The organism is Tenacibaculum piscium, from assembly GCF_021390755.1.
Lineage (GTDB): Bacteria > Bacteroidota > Bacteroidia > Flavobacteriales > Flavobacteriaceae > Polaribacter > Polaribacter piscius.
Genome location: NZ_JAJGWR010000003.1, coordinates 229290 through 248014 on the forward strand (window position 1 = coordinate 229290; position 18725 = coordinate 248014).

Consider the following 18725-nt stretch of genomic DNA (forward strand, 5'->3'; position numbering starts at 1 on the left):
TTACCTTAATAACACCCTTGCACTGGAGTCGCTAAATTGCTAACTGGCACTGGTGAAACATACGGAATCCCTAAACCTAAACCACGTAAAATAAATAGAATCCCTATAAAAACAACTACGTAAGGAATCGCTTGCTGAATTCTTTTTCGGATTAAACCGTTGGCAAAATTTCCAACATATACGATAATCGTCATTAAAGGAACTGTTCCTAATCCGAAGATAAACATATACAAACTTCCTGAAAAAGGATTTGAAGTTGCTATTGCACCAAAAACAGCCATGTAAACTAATCCACAAGGTAAAAATCCGTTTAAAAAACCGATCGTGAAAAAAGTATCATTGCCTTTCTTTTTTAATTCTTTTCCTAATGATGACTTCACTTTCATTACCAATTTAGTAATCGGTTTTGAAAAATTATACTTTTGAAATGTCTTTGGCAATAAAACCATCGAAATCATTAAAACACCCGTTATTATTGATAATTGTTGCTGAAATCCAAAGAAATAAAACCCTTTTCCTAACAAGCCAAACAACAATCCAATTAAACTATAGGTGAATAATCGCCCAAAATGATAACTTAAAATCTGAAAGAATTGTTTAATTTTATTGCTTCTATCAACAGGCAACATAAAGGCAATAGGACCGCACATTCCAATGCAGTGAAAACTACCTAATAAACCAAATATGAGCGCAGAAAGAAACATTAATAAATCAACTCTTTCTCAAATAAATATGGCGTATTTTTGTAATTCCAGGAAACAATAATGTTCCATCGACCACCTAACAAACGTTTCTCAGGCACGAGCAAATATGTATCAGAAATTGAAATAGGGGTTTCAAAATCTAATTGTTTATTAGATGGTCTATATAGGAACACTTTTCCTGTAATCTCTTTAGGATTAAATGCTGTTGGAAAATAGACTTTTAATCCTTCTGGCACTTTTTTTACTTGAATATTTTCTGTTAATGCTTTCGCATTTTTGGTAGCATCAATATTATCTTGAAACACCAATTCTTTTTGATAGTATTCTTCGGATACCAAATCATGAGTATAATTCTGCCCCGTACTCATCGATATAACGAAATATAGTATAAAACTCATAAACGCTATAATTGCAATGACAATTCCTGTACCCCAGTTTAGTTTCATGTTACTTATTTTTAGGTAATATTATATATAACGTGAAGTAATCTATTTTAACCAACAGATTACTTCACGTTATTTTATATGCTATTTAACTTAATATTTTTTGTTTTTTTCTTGTTTTTTAGCGATAACTTCTTGGTCCTAAGAAATTAGTTTGTGTAGTTTCAATTAATTTATCGCCACTATAAACGCCAATTCTAAGGTTTACTTTTTCATCTTCCATTTCAGATTGATGCATTTCAATAAATAGCGTTCCTTGTGCTAATCCTTGTTTTGGAACTTGGAAATTTTGATGTGTTACTGTTTCAATTTTTCCTTTATGAGAAAGTATTTTATAACTTATATCATCAATTTGTTTGGTCGTTTTATTAATTACTTTATAAGTATAAATGTTGCTAATAATATTACCTTTTTTATGCTGATACAACTGCCCTGGTAATCGTAGAATAGTTGCTTCTACATCATTTCTTAAAAATAACATTCCTATTAAAACAGCAATTAAAATACCTAAAACAGCGGTATAACCTTTCATTCTGGCAGTAAACTCAAAAGGTGTTTTCTTTTCAATATTTTCTTCACTAGCAAAACGAATTAATCCTTTTGGTAGCCCTACTTTTTCCATCATGTGATCGCACTCATCAATACAAGCGGTACAATTCACACACTCTAATTGTGTTCCGTTTCTAATATCAATCCCCGTAGGGCAAACGTTTACACATTGAAAACAATCAATACAATCTCCTTTTCCTGTGGTGGCTCTATCTTCTTTTTTACTGAATTTTCCACGTCCTTTCTCACCCTCTCCACGTACGTGATCATAGGCAACATTAATTGTTTTGTTATCTAATAAAACTCCTTGTAACCTTCCATAAGGACACGCAATAATACATACTTGTTCTCTAAACCATGCAAAGATAAAGTAGAAAACTCCTGTAAAAATCAACAATGAAATTAAGGTACTTACGTTGTCTAGCGGATTACCTGTTACATAGTCAATAACGGTATCACCTCCGATTAAATATGCCAAAAATACATTGGCAATTAAAAAAGAAATGATAAAAAAGATAAACCATTTTAACAGTCGTTTCTTAATTTTCTCAGCATTCCAAGGTTGTTTTTCAAGTCGGATTTGTTTTCCTCTATCACCATCGATCCAATATTCTATCTTTCTAAAAACCATTTCTAAGAAGATGGTTTGCGGACAAATCCATCCGCAGAAAATCCGCCCAAAAACAACGGTAAATAAAATAATAAATACCACGCCGACAATCATCGAAATCACTAATAAATGAAAATCTTGTGGCCAAAAAGGAAATCCGAAAATATTAAATTTTCGTTTGATGACATTGAATAATAAAAACTGATTTCCATTAATTTTGATAAATGGTGCTGCTAATAAAATTGTCAATAAAAAATAACTTACGTACGACCTATATTTATAAAATCGTCCGCTTGGCTTTTTAGGATACACCCAAGCACGCTTACCTTCCTTATTGATGGTACCTATACTATCTCTAAATTGTTCGTCCTTGGGTGTTTCCATGATCAACTATTAAAAAAAATCAATTATACTTATTATTTGTTATTATTTAGATTATTCTACAACAGTTTCTACTGTTGCTTCCACTACTGGTTTAGAATCATCTTTATATAATTCTCCTTGAGGTGCTTTTGGATTTGCTGGCGTAGTACCGTGTAAAGACACAATATAACTTGCTACTTTTTGCATATCGATAGGTTTTAAGGTTTTATTCCAAGCAACCATTCCTTTTCCATCTCTACCTCCGTTAGAAATAGTTGAGAAAATATTTTTAATTCCACCACCTAAAATCCAGTAATTATCAGTTAAGTTAGGACCGATACCTCCACCACCATCAGCAATATGACAGGCAGCACAGTTTAAATTAAAAACTGCTTTTCCTCTTTTTAAATCACTTTCTGATGTTAAAACAGTAACAGTTTCAGCATCAATAACAGCTTCTTTTGAGGTTGATTTATAAGCCGCTAATTCTCTTTTTGCAATGGCTACAGATTCTTCATATTCCATTACTTGCGTGTATCCATCTAAAACTTCAAATCGAACTAAATAAACTACTGCAAAAATTATAGTTGCATAAAATAACCCAACCCACCACGGCGGTAATGTATTGTCTAATTCTTTAATTCCATCATAATTATGGTCAAGAATAATTTCTTGTTCTTTTTCAAGTCCTTTGGCTTTTGTCCATTTTGATATTATTTGCTTTGCCCAAGCTAAATTATCGATATCTTCTGGATTAATTCCTGCTTTAATCATGGCTATTTCTTCCACTTTTTGAACACCAGTAATTGTAAGTACTTCTTTGGCTAAAAGCACTAATCCGAAGGCAATTAATCCTAACCAAACTAATGGATTTTCTAAAATATCATACGGATTTTTGTATGAAGTAATTGCTTTGGCTAATGCAAAAGGTGTTAAAAAAGTAAACAAAAATGATATTGCCGATTGAACTCTTGTATAGTTCTTTGGCATTGCATCATTTGCTTTATTTACAACGGTGTTCGATAATACTTCTTTTAGAAATACCACTAATCCAAAACCTATTGTAATATACCAAACTATCGGATTTTCTAAAAAGTTAAACGGTTCTTTATATGCCTTAAATGCCGCTGCTAAAATAAATGGCATTGAAAAAACAAAAAGAAAAGATACTATTGATTGTATATATTTTTTCATAATAATTTGTTTTAATCATTTAAAGGTAAGTCGCTTACCTTACTTATATATTCTTTTTTAGCTGTAAATACCCACCAAAATAATACCACGAAAAAGGTAAAGAATATTGTTAATGAAATCAAAGGGTATATTTCGATACCTGCAATGCTCTCCATATGATTTTTCACGAATTTTAACATCTGTGTTTTTATTTAGAACTTAATTGTTTTTGAACATCTTTTACTTTAATATCGGTACCTAAGCGTTGTAAATAAGCAATTAAAGCGACAATTTCTCTATCTTTCATTTCGATAAATTCTTGTCCGTTTTCTTCAGCATATTTTTTATCCGAAGCATAGTTTTTAGCAAAATCAGGATCTTGGTGTAAGTTCTCTTGAATTTTAGCTCCTTGTGCATCCATACTTGCTTGTGCGTTTGCAATTTCCTCTTCAGAATAAGGAACCCCTAAAGTTACCATTACCCTCATTTTTGCTTGCGTATCACTTTTATCTAATCGATCTCTAACAATCCATTTATATGATGGCATGATAGAACCTGGTGACGTACTTTGCGGATCGTACATGTGATTTAAATGCCAGCTATCAGAATATTTACTTCCGATTCTATGTAAATCTGGTCCTGTACGTTTAGAACCCCATAAGAACGGGTGATCATATACAAATTCTCCAGCTTTAGAGTATTCTCCATAACGCTCTACTTCCGACCTGAATGGACGTACCATTTGAGAGTGACATCCTACACATCCTTCACGAATATAAAGATCTCGACCTTCTAATTCTAATGGTGAATATGGTTTAACACTTGCTATTGTTGGTATATTCGATTTCACTAATAAAGTTGGTACAATTTGAACAATACCTCCAATTAAAATGGCAATAGTTGCAAAAATTGTTAATTTAATTGGTTTTCTTTCTAACCAAGTATGCCATGCTTCTCCTTTTGTTCTATGTTTAGATACTTTGGTTAACGGAACTGCTTCTGCTAAATCATCCGTAACATCACTTCCTGAACGTATCGTTTGCACCATGTTGTAAATCATCACAAATGCTCCAATAATAAACATACTTCCTCCAATAGCACGCATCCAATACATTGGAATTATTTCTGCTACTGTTTCTAAAAAGTTACCATACGCTAATGTTCCATCAGGATTAAATTGTTTCCACATTGATGCCTGTACAAAACCTGCAACATACATCGGTAATGTATACATAATAATTCCTAAAGTTCCTATCCAGAAATGGAAGTTTGCTAAAGCGGTAGAATATAATTTTGTTTTGAATAATCTTGGTACCATCCAGTAAATCATCCCGAAGGTAAAGAAACCATTCCAAGCTAATGCTCCTACGTGAACGTGTGCAATAATCCAGTCACTAAAGTGTGCAATAGCATTTACATTTTTTAAAGATAACATTGGTCCTTCAAAAGTTGCCATACCGTAACCCGTAATTGCAACTACGAAGAATTTTAAAACAGGATCAGTACGTACTTTATCCCAAGCACCACGAAGTGTTAATAATCCGTTTATCATTCCACCCCAAGATGGCGCTAATAACATAATTGAAAAGGCAACTCCTAAATTTTGAGCCCATGTTGGTAAAGCCGTATATAATAAATGGTGAGGTCCTGCCCAGATATAAATAAATATTAATGACCAAAAGTGAACAATTGATAATCGGTAAGAATATACAGGTCTGTTTGCTGCTTTAGGAACAAAATAATACATCAATCCTAAAAATGGCGTTGTTAAGAAAAATGCTACCGCATTATGTCCGTACCACCATTGTACCAAGGCATCTTGTACCCCTGCGTATACTGAATATGATTTGAAAAAACTTACAGGTAATGCTAAACTATTAAAGATATGTAAAACAGCTACCGTTACAAAAGTTCCTAAATAAAACCAAATAGCAACATATAAATGACGCTGTCTTCTTTGAAGAATCGTCCAAATCATGTTAACTCCAAAGGCTACCCAAACAATTGCAATAGCAATATCGATAGGCCATTCTAATTCAGCATATTCTTTAGAACTACTATATCCTAAAGGTAATGTTATCGCGGCGGCGACAATAATTGCCTGCCATCCCCAAAAATTAAGATTACTTAAAAAATTACTCGCCATACGTGCCTTGAGCAATCGCTGTAACGAATAATAGACTCCTGCATAAATAGCGTTTCCTACAAATGCAAAAATTACCGCATTGGTATGTAATGGTCTTAAACGTCCAAAACTTAACCACGAAATTCCGTCTGTTACATTTGGGAATAAAAACATAAATGCTAATAATAAACCTACCGAGAAACCTACAATTCCCCAAAATAGTGTAGCATAAATGAATTTTTTTACGATTTTATTATCGTAATAAAATTGTTGCATTTCCATAATCTAATTTAATTTAATATCTATTGTTAGTTATTGATTTTCTGTTTCTTCTTTCACTAATTCGTCATCAAAAAGGATACGAACAGAGGGTGTATACGAATCATCGTATTGGCCGCTTTTTACCGAAACAATAAATGCAATAAAAAAAATTAGTGCCACTAAAATACTTAGTGTTAGTAATAAGTAAATAACGCTCATATCTTGCCTGATAATTGTTACACAAAGATAATTGTGAAGATTTTCTTAAAACATGATATTTATCATATAATATACCAAGCAAAGAGTATTAATTTACAATCGAAATTTTGCTAGCCTACTACTAAAGAAATAAAACACTAATTTACAAGTACATAACCATATTTTTAAATAAAAAAAGGTGTTTTTTATATCAATTTATTGCATAAATAATGCAATAAAATTATTTTATAAATGAAAAAAAAAGCTAGAAAAAATAAAAAAGAATTGAACCTATTAACCACCTCTTTTCTTCAAAAATATTTCTTGAATTTCATTATTACAAAAGAAATATAATCTGATGAAAAAAGTAGTTACTATTTTAAAAGAATTCTTCATTTTGATACTATTTAAACAAAAAAGAAGAAAGAAAAAAGAAGAAAAAACAACTAAAGTCGTTGAAAATAAACTAAAAATAGAACAAGAAAAAACAATATTAATTAAAAATATGGTTGCTAAAAAAATAAAAGAATTAGATTTTAAAGAGAAATTAAAGAGCTAAATTTTATTTAATAGCCTCTTTCTTCTCTGCTAATAAAGATTCATATTCTCTAATTTTATCATATAATTTCTGAAGTTCTCTTTGTTGCTCAAAATTAGAAAATAAACCTGCGATAGCATCTATTTTAGGTTCTCTTCTGAAGGCCTCGATATGCACTAAAATATAATCTAATATTACCTCATTTTTTGTATTCTGTAAGCTAATAGGCTTTGTATTTAAAAGCATTTCTCCTTTACCTGTAATAAGCCAATTAAAATTTAAATCAGGGAAATTATCGGAAATTAATACGAGCCATTTTGAATTAATTTCAGTTCCTTTCTTTAAAGCATTTCGTAATGTGCCATCGCTAGCACCTATTATTTTTTCTAACTTACTAACCGCTACATCTTTATATGTTATAAATGCTTTTATTCTAGTTGCTACCATAATTATTCGTAAAAAAATACGTTAATTGTTTTATTGAACGGAAAAAAATACGATATTTGCCGTATCAGAACTACAAATGTACGACTAATAATTTTTAATTAACAGACAAATATTGTTCATATACTAAAGTAACCTTTGTTTATTTGTATAAAATTATGAATTAAATAAAAATTATAGGTATTTGTTAATGAAAGTAATAAAAAAATAATTATTGTTGAAAGAATTAGTTTATCTATTATGGTTATTGTGAAGGGTGCTATAAAAATAAACTATGAATTTCTACTTTTTCAAACCAAGGCTTATTATCAAGCCTTGGTTTTAGTTTTTATAGAATTAATTATATTGATATAATACTTTAAATTGTCATCGAAAACAATTTTGTTTCGGGCTTGTTATTATGCAAACGCTTATCAAACGCCATACAGATATTTCGAACATAGGGTCTTGCTTTTTCAGGAACTGTTAAAGTGTTTCCATCGATAAAAACCAAACTATCAGCGACCATTTCTTGTAATTTTTCTAAAAGGATTTCGATACCTTTAACCTTTAAATTTTCAGCATCCCACGAAGTGGTAAAATGACACATAATATTTAAAATATGCTTTCGGATAACTAAATCTTCTTCGGATAAAATATGTCCTCTAAAAACAGGAATTTCTCCTTCATTCACTATTTTTTGATATTCTTTTACCGTTTTTACATTTTGTGCAAATCCATACCAAGAATCGGATATTGATGACATTCCTAAACCAATCATTAATTGCGTTTTATTGGCAGTATAACCCATAAAATTACGATGCAATGTTTTTTCCTGAGTTGCTTTATATAAACTATCCGATTTTAAAGCAAAATGATCCATTCCTATTTCAACATAACCCATTTCAGCAAATAACTCCTTCCCTATTTCGTATAATTCACGTTTTTCTTCATTTTTAGGTAAATCTTCCTCCTTAAAACCTCGTTGCCCAACACCTTTTACCCAAGGAACATGTGCATAACTATAAAACGAAATTCTATCAGGTTGTAATTCTTTGGTTTTATTAATGGTATGAATTACGTTTTCTTTAGTTTGAAATGGCAATCCAAAAATTAAATCGTGACTGATTGATGTATATCCAATTTCACGTGCCCAACGCGTTGCTTTTTCGACATTTTCAAAAGGCTGTACTCTATGAATTGCTTCTTGTACTTTTAAATTATAATCTTGCACACCGTAACTTACTCGTGTAAAACCAACATCAAACAAGGTTTGTAATTGTGCTTTTGTGGTATTATTTGGATGTCCTTCAAAACTAAATTCGTGCTTCGGATGTTTTTTAGCATTGATAAATAAACCATCAATTAACTTTTTTAAATTTTCTTTTGAAAAAAAAGTAGGTGTTCCGCCACCTAAATGAATTTCCTTGATAATTGGCGTTTCATCGACTAAATTCGTATATAAATTCCATTCTTTTAAAACGGTATCAATATAATCTTCTTCTACTTCATGTCTTTTTGTAATATGTTTATGACATGCACAAAATGTACAAATACTCTCACAAAAAGGCAAATGAATATACACACTAATTCCTTCGGATAAATTGCTTTCTATAAACGATTTTTTAAAGGTTTCAATCCATTTATCTTTAGAAAACGTTTCATTTTCCCAATAAGGAACCGTCGGATAACTCGTATATCTTGGTCCTGGAATGTTGTATTTTTGTATCAGTGAATTCATGTATATTTTTTTAGAATATCAAGTTAATTAGCCTAAAAACTTAGCGGATTAATAATAAATTGATACGCTTTAGCTAAACAACCTTTTTTTAATAATTATCATTTTCAGAAACCCCTTTAGTAACCAAAGAAACTCCTGCTGATGTTCCTAAGCGAGTTGCACCTAGTTTAATATATTTCGCTGCTGTTTCGATATCTTTAATACCGCCAGCCGCTTTTATTTGCACGCTATTTTTAACCGTAAACTTCATTAATTCAACCTGTTTAAAAGTAGCGCCACCTGTACCAAAACCTGTCGATGTTTTTATAAAATTAGCACCTGAATTTACCGCGAGCAAACAAACTGTTTTCAGTTTTTCTTCGGATAAATAACAATTCTCAAAAATTACTTTTAAAACATTATTTCCGATGGCTTTTTTTATCAACCTTATTTCATTTTCAACATAATCATAATCGCTAGCCAACAATTTACCAACATTAATAACCATATCAATTTCTGACGCACCATTTTCAATACAATTAACCGCCTCAAAAATTTTAGCTTCGGTAGTCATTGCCCCTAAAGGAAACCCAATAACAGCGGCTATTTTTACATCAGAATCCACTAAGGTTTCTTTTGCTAATTTCACATAACAGCCGTTTACACAAACGGCATAAAAACCGTATTTAATGGCTTGTTCACACAGTTGTATAATATCGTTATCTGTAGCGGTTGCTTTTAGTAAAGTGTGGTCTATATAGGTATTTAATTGCATCAATTTTATCTCTTTTATACGTTTTCAACTCTTTTTAAAGTATCTGTTTTTGATAATGACAAACGTACAACACTTTCTTCTACTGCTGTTAAATCATGTACTACTTGTGGTTTTAATGAAATTATATCCCCAGCATTTAATTGCTTTATCGCTCCCTCAACGCCAAAATCAATACAACCTTTTATCACCTGAACAATTATTGCAAAAGGTGCTTGATGCGCTTCCATTACTTGTCCTTTTTTAAAAACAATGCGAATTTCTTTTGAAAAACCCGTATCCAATAATAATGATACGGCAGGTTTGTTTTCATTAAACTTAATATCTTCTAAAAATGAGGCTACTTTCATAAGTATTATCTTTTAAATTATTTTATTTTTTTTCCTACTAAATTTGTTGCAATCGTTGTAAATAAAACAATACTAATAGAACTTAACGGCATTAAAATTGCGGCAATCACAGGCTTTAATTGTCCTGTTGTAGCAAAATACAACCCAATTAAATTATAACATAACGACAATATAAAACTATACTTTATTATTTTAATTGCCTTTTTTGATACCTTTATATAATTGCCAATTTCATTAAATTTTGAAGCATCTAAAATAGCATCACAAGCAGGAGAAAACACGTTAATATTTTCTGATAATGAAATTCCAACATTACTTTGTGCCAATGCCCCTGCATCATTTAAGCCATCGCCAATCATAATTACGCTTTGTCCTTTATTTTGTAAATTCTCAACGTAATTTAATTTATCTTCTGGCTTTTGATTGAATAAAAAAGAGGTGTTTTTAGGCAATAAAGTTTCTAAATAAGTCTTTTCGCCTTCATTATCACCAGAAACAACCGCCAAATTATAATTTTCTTCCAATTCAGAAAACAAACTTTTTACGCCATTTCGATACGCATTTTTAAACACATATTTTCCTTTATAAACTCCATCAAAACTAATATGAACGGAAGTATCTAAATTGATTTTTTCATCCGTATTATTTACAAAAGATGATGAACCTATTTTTATAATTCTGTTATTATATGTCGCTTCAATTCCTTTTCCTGTGTACTCTTTAAAGCTTGTAATATCAAGCATTTCAGCAGTTAAAGAACTATACAACATTCTACTTAACGGATGATTTGACGCTCGTAAAGCACTTTTTAAAAGTACTTTTTCTTCGGATGACAATTCGCTTCCTTTATACTCAATTTGATTTTCTTTACTTGTTGTAAGTGTTCCTGTTTTATCAAAAATAACAGTATCAATTGCCGCTAATTGTTCTACAACCGTGGCATTTTTCAAGTAGAATTTCTTCTTTCCAAAAATCCGAAGCATATTTCCTAAAGTAAACGGAGCAGCTAAAGCAATCGCACACGGACACGCAATAATTAACACAGCGGTAAATACATTTAAGGCTTTACTTGAATCATAATACAGCCAAAATGCGGTAGAAAAAAAAGCGATTATTAAAATTGTTACCGTAAAATTTTGACTGATTCTATCTGTTAATGTTTTAAATGAGGAGTTTTTATCTTTCTTAAATACGTCATTACTCCACAATTGTGTCAAATAACTTTGCGAAACCGAACTTAAAACTTCCATTTCTACAACTCCCGATAATTGCTTTCCTCCTGCAAATAATTTATCGCCCGATTTTTTAGCTACAGGAACTGCTTCACCTGTAACAAAACTGTAATCTATTTTGGCATTTCCGTTGATTAAAATTCCATCAACAGGAATTAATTCTTGATTTCTGATTAATAATCTATCGCCTTTTTCAATATCATAAATTTGTACATTTTCTTCTTTTCCTTCGGATGAAATTCGGGTTACCGCAATGGGAAAATAGGATTTATAATCGCGTTCAAATGACAAGAAATTATAGGTTTTCTGTTGAAAAAATTTCCCTAATAATAAAAAGAAAACTAAGCCTGTTAAGCTATCAAAAAAACCAGTTCCGATATCAAAAATAATTTCAGCAGAACTTCGGATAAACAACACAGCAACTCCTAAAGCAATAGGAACATCAATATTTAAAATTTTAGCACGCAACCCTTTATACGCGGATATAAAATAATCCTGTGCAGCATAAAAAACTACAGGTAATGAGAAGAAAAACATCAACCAACGGAATATTCCTTTGTATTGTTCTAGCCAAAAACCAGTTACTTCAAAATATTCAGGAAACGATAAAAACATCACATTTCCGAAAGAAAAACCTGCAATTCCTAATTTATAAATTAAACTTCTATCTACTTTCTTCTTTCCAACTTCGTAATCTTCTAAACTGATGTAAGGTTCATATCCGATGGCACTCAATAATAAAACAATTTCTTTTAACGAAATAATTTCAGAATTATAAGTAATCCGTACTGTTTTTTCAGGGAAATTAACTTGTGCCGAACTAATATTTCGTTGTAATTTGTGTAAATTTTCCAGCACCCAAATACACGAACTACAATGTATGTGTGGTATGTACAGATTCACAACGTGTATATTGCCGTCGTTAAATTCTAGTAGTTTATCTACAATAGGTTGATTGTCTAAAAAGTCGTATTTTCCTTGAATTTCTGTTGGAATTGCTCCAGGATTGTTTTGAAAATCGTAGTAACACGTTAAGTCGTTTTCTGAAAAAATCTCATAAACAGTTTTACAACCATTACAACAAAAAGATTTATCTTCTATTTTAATGGTTTCGGTATCGCATTGGTTACCACAATGAAAACATTTTTCGTTTTCCATATTTACTCTTTTGCCTAGTGCAAAGGTCTTATAAGAATCGCAATTAAAATATGATATATATCAGCTTTTGATTATATTTGAACTAGCCTAACCAAAGACTATTATGAGCAAATGTGAACAATGCATTATTCGTCAATTTAACTCTTTAAAATCACTCACAAAAAATGAATTGATAAGAATTGCTAGTTGTAAAACTTCCAAAGTAATAAAAAAAGGAAGTGTGTTATTTGAAGAAGGAGAACATATAAACGGCGTTTTTTGTATTAAAAGTGGTATTAGTAAGGTTTCTAAAATGAGTGATAACGGAAGAGATCAAATAGTAAATATTGTTCAAAAAGGAGATTTACTTGGTGAACGTAGTTTGATAACTGATGAAGCATCTAACTTAAAAGCCATCGCTATTAACGATATGGAGGTTTGCTTTATCCCTAAGGAAGAGATACTTAACAATTTAGAAACGAATCCTAAATTTACGATGGATGTTCTTAAAAACATGGCATCTTCACTTAAACTTGCCGATAATTTTATTGTTGATATGGCTCAAAAAACCGTAAAACAACGTTTAGCAACGACCTTGTTAAATCTTGAAAAAAAGTTTGAAAAAAACAAAAATGGAGCGTTAGATATTCTTTTATCTCGTGAAGATATTGCCAATATTATTGGTACAGCAACAGAATCTGCTATTCGATTATTATCTGAATTTAAAAAGAAAAAATTAATCGATTTAAAAGGAAAAGAAGTTTTTATTTTAAATATTAGCGAATTAGAAAAAATATCAAAAGGATTATAAAAACTATTTTTATTGATTATTTTTAGCAATCATAATTATCTTTCATAAAAAAAACTCAAAAGTATTAACTTTTGAGTTTTTCATTTTTTGATTATCTTTTTAACCAAAAAATATTTTTTTCACCTTGTGTATATAAAATATCGTACAGCGTATTTTCTTCTAACATTACTTTTAAACGTTCTCTAATTTCGATAAATTTTGTATGTAAAGGACACGGTGAAGTATGGTCACATTGCTTTAATCCTAAAGCACATCCTGTATATATGGCATCTCCATCTAATACCGATACGATGTTACTTAACTTTATTTTCTTCAGATTTACTTCTTCTATAAAAAATCCTCCGTGTGGTCCTTTTAAGGAATTTGCAATATTATTTTTTGTTAAAATTTGTAATATTTTACCTGTAAATGGTTCTGGAGAATTGATTGCATTTGCAATTTCTTTAAGCCCTACTTTTTTCTTTAAACTAGACTGTTCTGCTATATAAATAGCGGCTCTTAAACCATATTCACAAGATTTTGAAAACATATATAATTTTTACAATTTTTTTTTAAAAATATATTCTGATATATTTGAAAGTAAAGATAATTATTTATTTAATAAAAGATAATATTATCTTTTATTAAAATTTAAAAAACAAAGATATTTCTAAAGTATAGAAATATTTTTGTTTTTTTTTAAGCTTCACCTGTTGTTCCTCCAAAGTTCATTGGAATTGGTACTTGTTCATAATCTTTAATTTCACCATTTGCTTGTTCAAATTTTTGAACATTTTCAGCTAATGCTTTTGCAAGTCTTTTAGCATGTTGTGGTGTTAAAATAATTCTTGATTTTACCTTTGCCTTTGGTACACCAGGCATAATATTGATAAAATCAACAATAAATTCTGATACTGAATGATTAATAATTGCTAAGTTACTGTAGGTACCTTCAGCAATATCTTGATCTAATTCAATATTTAATTGTGGTTCTTTCTTGTCTTCCATAATATTAATATAAAAAAAGGCCTCTAAATTTTAGAGGCCTTTGGTATTAAAAATTATAAATTTTTCTCCATTTCTTCCATTGGACCTACAATTTGTCGGTCATACGATCTCATTCCTGTACCTGCTGGTATACGTTTACCTACAATTACATTTTCTTTTAATCCTTCTAAGGTATCAATTTTACCGTTTACTGCGGCTTCATTTAATACTTTAGTTGTTTCCTGGAATGATGCTGCTGATATAAATGATTTCGTTTGTAACGAAGCTCTAGTAATTCCTTGTAAAACTTGTTCAGCTGTTGCTGGTTTCGCTTCACGAGCGGCTACTAAATTTTTATCAGCTCTACGTAAAATAGAATTTTCATCTCTTAATTGACGCGCAGAAACGATTTGTCCTGCGGTTAAATTTTCAGAATCTCCTGCATCTTCAACAACTTTCATTCCGTAGATAGCGTCGTTATCTTTGATAAAGTCATTCTTATGAATTAATTGATTTTCTAGTAATAAGGTATCTCCAGAATCAATAATTCTAACTTTACGCATCATTTGACGTACTACTACTTCGAAATGCTTGTCATTAATTTTTACACCCTGTAAACGATATACTTCTTGAATTTCGTTTACTAAGTATTCTTGTACCGCTGAAGGTCCTTGAATATTTAAAATATCGATAGGCGTTGTAGCTCCATCAGATAAAGGCATACCTGCTTTAATAAAATCGTTTTCTTGAACTAAAATTTGGTTCGATAATTTTACTAAATACTTCGTAATATCACCAGTTTTAGATTCAATAATAATTTCACGATTACCTCGCTTAATTTTACCGAAAGATACAACTCCATCAATTTGAGCAATTACTGCTGGATTCGATGGGTTACGTGCTTCAAATAATTCTGTTACACGTGGTAAACCTCCTGTAATATCGCCTGCTTTACCAGACTTACGTGGAATTTTCACTAACGTATGACCTGTTGGAACTTTATCACCATCGCTAACCATTAAGTGAGCACCTACTGGTAAACTATACGAACGTAACGCATTACCATCGGCATCTTCAATAATTAATGAAGCAATGATTTTTTTGTTTTTAGAATCAATCATAACTTTCTCTTGGAAACCAGTTTGTTCATCAACTTCAACAGAGTAATTAATACCTTGTTCTAAGTTATCAAACTTCACTTTACCTCCAAATTCTGATACAATAACTCCGTTAAATGGATCCCATTGACATACAGCATCTCCTTTTTTGATGGTTTTAATATCTTTATTAAAGATAATAGAACCGTAAGGAATAATATTTGCACTTAATACGATATCGGTTTTCTTGTCAATAATTTTGATTTCTGCCGTACGAGAAATAACGATTTCAATTTCTTTACCTTCGCTATCTTTTCCTTTTACAGTACGTAAATCTTCAATTTTAACGTTACCGTCATATTTTGCAATTAACTTATTTTCTTCGGATATATTTCCTGCTACCCCTCCAACGTGGAAGGTACGTAATGTTAACTGTGTACCAGGTTCTCCAATAGATTGCGCTGCAATTACTCCAACTGCTTCTCCTCTTTGAACTTTATTTCCTGTTGATAACGATTGTCCATAACATTTCTCACAAATTCCTCTTTCAGATTCACAAGTTAATGCGGAACGTACTTCTACTTTATCGATTCCTGAATCTTGAATTATATTGGCTATTTTTGAGGTAATTAATTCCCCAGAAGCAACTAATAAATCATCAGAATTAGGTGCATATACATCTTGTAAAGAAGTACGCCCTGTAATTCTATCAGATAAAGATTCCACGATTTCATCATTTTTCTTTAATGGCGCTACTTCTAACCCTCTTAAAGTTCCACAATCAACTTCGTTTACAATAACATCCTGAGATACATCTACTAAACGACGTGTTAAGTAACCAGCATCGGCTGTTTTAAGAGCCGTATCCGCTAAACCTTTACGAGCACCGTGTGTTGAGATAAAGTATTCTAAAATGGATAACCCTTCCTTAAAGTTAGAAAGAATTGGATTTTCAATAATTTCTCCACCACCAGCGGTCGATTTTTTAGGTTTTGCCATTAATCCACGCATACCTGTAAGCTGACGAATTTGTTCTTTCGAACCACGCGCTCCAGAGTCAAGCATCATAAATACCGAGTTAAATCCTTGCTGATCTTCACGCAAACGTTTCATTGATAACTCTGTTAATCTATTATTGGTAGATCCCCAAATATCAATTACCTGATTGTAACGTTCTTTGTTAGTTAACATTCCCATGTTATAGTTAGATACAATAATATCTACCTCTTTATTTGCTTCGGCAATCATTCCTGTTTTTTCTTCAGGAATAATAATATCTCCTAATGAGAATGATAAACCACCTTCAAAGGCGTATTTATATCCCATATTTTTAATTTCATCTAAGAAATCACCAACAGCAGGAATATTGGTTACTTTTAAAATATCACCAATAATTCCTCTTAATGATTTTTTAGTTAAAACATCATTAATATACCCAGCTTCTTTAGGCACTACCTGATTAAATAAAACTCTACCAACGGTTGTTGCTATAATTCTAGTTACATCTTGTCCGTCTACAACATCGTGTGTACGAACTTTGATACCTGCATTTAAGTCTACTTTTTCTTCATTTAAGGCGATAATTACCTCTTCTGGAGAATAAAAAATTAATCCTTCTCCTTGAATAGGTACTTCAGGAGTTGATTTTCTTTCTTTGGTCATATAATACAGACCCAATACCATATCCTGAGATGGTACCGTTACTGGTGCTCCATTTGCAGGGTTTAAAATATTGTGAGATCCTAACATTAAAATCTGCGCTTCTAAAATAGCTTCAGGCCCTAATGGTAAGTGAACTGCCATTTGATCCCCATCAAAATCCGCATTAAATGCCGAACATGCTAATGGATGTAAACGAATCGCTTTTCCTTCAATTAATTTTGGTTGGAAAGACTGAATACCTAAACGGTGTAATGTAGGTGCACGGTTTAATAAAACTGGATGTCCTTTAATTACATTCTCTAAAATATCCCAAACAACTGGTTCTTTTCTATCTATAATTTTCTTTGCAGATTTTACAGTTTTTACAATTCCTCTTTCAATTAACTTACGAATAACGAAAGGTTTGTATAATTCTGCTGCCATATCTTTTGGCAATCCACATTCAAATAATCTTAATTCTGGTCCAACAACAATTACCGAACGTGCAGAATAATCAACACGCTTACCTAGTAAGTTTTGACGGAAACGACCTTGTTTCCCTTTCAAACTATCAGATAACGATTTTAACGGTCTGTTAGATTCTGTTTTTACTGCTGATGATTTACGTGTGTTATCAAATAAAGAATCTACTGATTCTTGTAACATACGTTTCTCATTACGTAAAATAACCTCAGGTGCTTTAATTTCCATTAATCGTTTTAAACGATTGTTACGGATAATTACACGACGGTATAAATCGTTTAAATCTGAAGTAGCAAAACGACCACCATCTAATGGCACTAAAGGACGTAATTCTGGCGGTATAACTGGTACAGCCTTCATAATCATCCACTCAGGATTGTTTTCTCTATTTTTTTGCGAATCTCTAAAAGCTTCCACAACATTTAAACGCTTTAATGCTTCGTTTTTACGCTGTTTAGAAGTTTCCGTATTTGCTTTATGACGTAATTCAAATGATAAAGCGTCTAAATCAATTCTTTCTAATAAATCGATTAAACATTCAGCTCCCATTTTAGCGATAAACTTAGTAGGATCTGTATCATCTAAATACATGTTTTCTTGTGGAAGTGTATCTAAAATATCTAAATACTCTTCTTCTGTTAAGAAGTCCATTTTATGTAATGGCTCTCCTTCAGCAGTTTTAGCATCACCTGCTTGAATTACTACATAACGTTCGTAGTAAATAATCATATCTAACTTCTTAGATGGTAACCCTAAAAGGTACCCCATTTTGTTAGGCAATGATCTAAAATACCAAATATGTGCTACTGGTACTACTAAATTAATGTGACCTACTCTATCTCTACGTACCTTTTTCTCGGTAACTTCAACTCCACATCGATCACAAATGATTCCTTTATAACGGATTCTTTTGTATTTACCACAGGCACACTCATAATCCTTTATAGGACCGAATATACGCTCACAAAACAACCCATCTCTTTCTGGTTTATGTGTACGGTAATTTATAGTTTCTGGTTTTAAAACCTCACCTCTAGATGCCTCTAAAATAGACTCTGGAGATGCTAAACCAATTGAAATTTTGTTAAACTTTTTAACAGTGTATTTTTCGTTCTTTCTTGCCATAATA

17 protein-coding genes are annotated in these 18725 nt (G+C 31.3%); 2 read left to right on the plus strand and 15 right to left on the minus strand.

From position 1 onward, the window contains the following. Positions 1–5: 5 nt before the first annotated feature. From L0U72_RS07270 to ccoS, 7 genes are all read right to left on the minus strand, one after another. Positions 6–704 carry a sulfite exporter TauE/SafE family protein gene (locus L0U72_RS07270; RefSeq protein WP_101916690.1) on the minus strand — a complete coding sequence of 233 codons (699 nt, stop codon included), beginning with the start codon at positions 702–704 and terminating at the stop codon, positions 6–8. After that, positions 704–1150, minus strand: a complete 447-nt coding sequence (locus L0U72_RS07275; protein ID WP_193699733.1) for a FixH family protein — start codon at positions 1148–1150, stop codon at positions 704–706. The genes L0U72_RS07270 and L0U72_RS07275 overlap by 1 nt, the downstream gene beginning before the upstream one ends. Before the next feature lie 118 nt (positions 1151–1268). Beyond that, complete coding sequence (ccoG, locus tag L0U72_RS07280; protein ID WP_193706358.1) at positions 1269–2690, minus strand: cytochrome c oxidase accessory protein CcoG; 1422 nt, start codon at positions 2688–2690, stop codon at positions 1269–1271. A gap of 51 nt (positions 2691–2741) precedes the next feature. Then, positions 2742–3863, minus strand: coding sequence for a cbb3-type cytochrome c oxidase N-terminal domain-containing protein (locus tag L0U72_RS07285; protein WP_233861369.1), 1122 nt, complete (start codon positions 3861–3863; stop codon positions 2742–2744). 11 nt (positions 3864–3874) lie between these two features. Further along, complete coding sequence (locus tag L0U72_RS07290) at positions 3875–4042, minus strand: CcoQ/FixQ family Cbb3-type cytochrome c oxidase assembly chaperone (RefSeq protein WP_233883595.1); 168 nt, start codon at positions 4040–4042, stop codon at positions 3875–3877. 8 nt (positions 4043–4050) lie between these two features. Then, positions 4051–6249: a cytochrome-c oxidase, cbb3-type subunit I gene (gene ccoN, locus L0U72_RS07295; protein WP_233883597.1), complete on the minus strand. Its 2199-nt coding sequence runs from the start codon at positions 6247–6249 to the stop codon at positions 4051–4053. 30 nt (positions 6250–6279) lie between these two features. Beyond that, positions 6280–6447: a cbb3-type cytochrome oxidase assembly protein CcoS gene (gene ccoS / locus L0U72_RS07300; protein ID WP_101916694.1), complete on the minus strand. Its 168-nt coding sequence runs from the start codon at positions 6445–6447 to the stop codon at positions 6280–6282. Positions 6448–6784: 337 nt separating this feature from the next. Between ccoS and L0U72_RS07305 the strand changes: the two genes are divergently transcribed. Further along, positions 6785–6985, plus strand: a complete 201-nt coding sequence (locus L0U72_RS07305) for a hypothetical protein (protein WP_101916695.1) — start codon at positions 6785–6787, stop codon at positions 6983–6985. A 3-nt stretch (positions 6986–6988) separates the two neighbouring features. On the opposite strand, the gene L0U72_RS07310 is transcribed toward L0U72_RS07305, so the two are convergent. From L0U72_RS07310 to L0U72_RS07330, 5 genes are all read right to left on the minus strand, one after another. Then, positions 6989–7411 (minus strand): hypothetical protein, encoded by a 423-nt coding sequence (locus L0U72_RS07310; RefSeq protein WP_101916696.1) that lies wholly within the window; start codon positions 7409–7411, stop codon positions 6989–6991. 355 nt (positions 7412–7766) lie between these two features. Next, positions 7767–9128 carry an oxygen-independent coproporphyrinogen III oxidase gene (hemN, locus tag L0U72_RS07315; RefSeq protein WP_233898774.1) on the minus strand — a complete coding sequence of 454 codons (1362 nt, stop codon included), beginning with the start codon at positions 9126–9128 and terminating at the stop codon, positions 7767–7769. A gap of 88 nt (positions 9129–9216) precedes the next feature. Continuing rightward, on the minus strand, positions 9217–9882 hold the full coding sequence (gene deoC, locus L0U72_RS07320) for a deoxyribose-phosphate aldolase (protein WP_233898775.1): 666 nt from the start codon (positions 9880–9882) through the stop codon (positions 9217–9219). A gap of 14 nt (positions 9883–9896) precedes the next feature. Then, positions 9897–10229 (minus strand): AraC family ligand binding domain-containing protein, encoded by a 333-nt coding sequence (locus tag L0U72_RS07325; protein WP_058885590.1) that lies wholly within the window; start codon positions 10227–10229, stop codon positions 9897–9899. 17 nt (positions 10230–10246) lie between these two features. Next, complete coding sequence (locus tag L0U72_RS07330) at positions 10247–12619, minus strand: heavy metal translocating P-type ATPase (RefSeq protein ID WP_233898776.1); 2373 nt, start codon at positions 12617–12619, stop codon at positions 10247–10249. A 103-nt stretch (positions 12620–12722) separates the two neighbouring features. Between L0U72_RS07330 and L0U72_RS07335 the strand changes: the two genes are divergently transcribed. After that, a complete protein-coding gene (locus tag L0U72_RS07335) occupies positions 12723–13409 on the plus strand; it encodes a Crp/Fnr family transcriptional regulator (protein WP_233898777.1) in 687 nt (228 codons plus the stop codon). A 91-nt stretch (positions 13410–13500) separates the two neighbouring features. On the opposite strand, the gene L0U72_RS07340 is transcribed toward L0U72_RS07335, so the two are convergent. The 3 genes from L0U72_RS07340 to rpoC all read right to left on the minus strand — a co-directional run bounded on the left by L0U72_RS07340 (position 13501) and on the right by rpoC (position 18721). Then, positions 13501–13938, minus strand: a complete 438-nt coding sequence (locus L0U72_RS07340; protein WP_101916701.1) for an RrF2 family transcriptional regulator — start codon at positions 13936–13938, stop codon at positions 13501–13503. A 149-nt stretch (positions 13939–14087) separates the two neighbouring features. Further along, entirely contained in the window at positions 14088–14396 is a 309-nt protein-coding gene (locus L0U72_RS07345) for a DUF3467 domain-containing protein (protein ID WP_101916702.1), read from the minus strand. A 53-nt stretch (positions 14397–14449) separates the two neighbouring features. Further along, the gene (rpoC, locus tag L0U72_RS07350) at positions 14450–18721 is read right to left on the minus strand and encodes a DNA-directed RNA polymerase subunit beta' (RefSeq protein ID WP_233883606.1); all 4272 of its coding nucleotides are present in this window, start codon (positions 18719–18721) and stop codon (positions 14450–14452) included. Positions 18722–18725 lie beyond the last annotated feature (4 nt).

Coding starts and splice junctions, on each gene's coding strand:
- L0U72_RS07270 (WP_101916690.1), bottom strand. CDS start 704: ATGTTTCTTTCTGCGCTCATATTTGGTTTATTAGGTAGTTTTCACTGC.
- L0U72_RS07275 (WP_193699733.1), bottom strand. CDS start 1,150: ATGAAACTAAACTGGGGTACAGGAATTGTCATTGCAATTATAGCGTTT.
- ccoG (WP_193706358.1), bottom strand. CDS start 2,690: ATGGAAACACCCAAGGACGAACAATTTAGAGATAGTATAGGTACCATC.
- L0U72_RS07285 (WP_233861369.1), bottom strand. CDS start 3,863: ATGAAAAAATATATACAATCAATAGTATCTTTTCTTTTTGTTTTTTCA.
- L0U72_RS07290 (WP_233883595.1), bottom strand. CDS start 4,042: ATGTTAAAATTCGTGAAAAATCATATGGAGAGCATTGCAGGTATCGAA.
- ccoN (WP_233883597.1), bottom strand. CDS start 6,249: ATGGAAATGCAACAATTTTATTACGATAATAAAATCGTAAAAAAATTC.
- ccoS (WP_101916694.1), bottom strand. CDS start 6,447: ATGAGCGTTATTTACTTATTACTAACACTAAGTATTTTAGTGGCACTA.
- L0U72_RS07305 (WP_101916695.1), top strand. CDS start 6,785: ATGAAAAAAGTAGTTACTATTTTAAAAGAATTCTTCATTTTGATACTA.
- L0U72_RS07310 (WP_101916696.1), bottom strand. CDS start 7,411: ATGGTAGCAACTAGAATAAAAGCATTTATAACATATAAAGATGTAGCG.
- hemN (WP_233898774.1), bottom strand. CDS start 9,128: ATGAATTCACTGATACAAAAATACAACATTCCAGGACCAAGATATACG.
- deoC (WP_233898775.1), bottom strand. CDS start 9,882: ATGCAATTAAATACCTATATAGACCACACTTTACTAAAAGCAACCGCT.
- L0U72_RS07325 (WP_058885590.1), bottom strand. CDS start 10,229: ATGAAAGTAGCCTCATTTTTAGAAGATATTAAGTTTAATGAAAACAAA.
- L0U72_RS07330 (WP_233898776.1), bottom strand. CDS start 12,619: ATGGAAAACGAAAAATGTTTTCATTGTGGTAACCAATGCGATACCGAA.
- L0U72_RS07335 (WP_233898777.1), top strand. CDS start 12,723: ATGAGCAAATGTGAACAATGCATTATTCGTCAATTTAACTCTTTAAAA.
- L0U72_RS07340 (WP_101916701.1), bottom strand. CDS start 13,938: ATGTTTTCAAAATCTTGTGAATATGGTTTAAGAGCCGCTATTTATATA.
- L0U72_RS07345 (WP_101916702.1), bottom strand. CDS start 14,396: ATGGAAGACAAGAAAGAACCACAATTAAATATTGAATTAGATCAAGAT.
- rpoC (WP_233883606.1), bottom strand. CDS start 18,721: ATGGCAAGAAAGAACGAAAAATACACTGTTAAAAAGTTTAACAAAATT.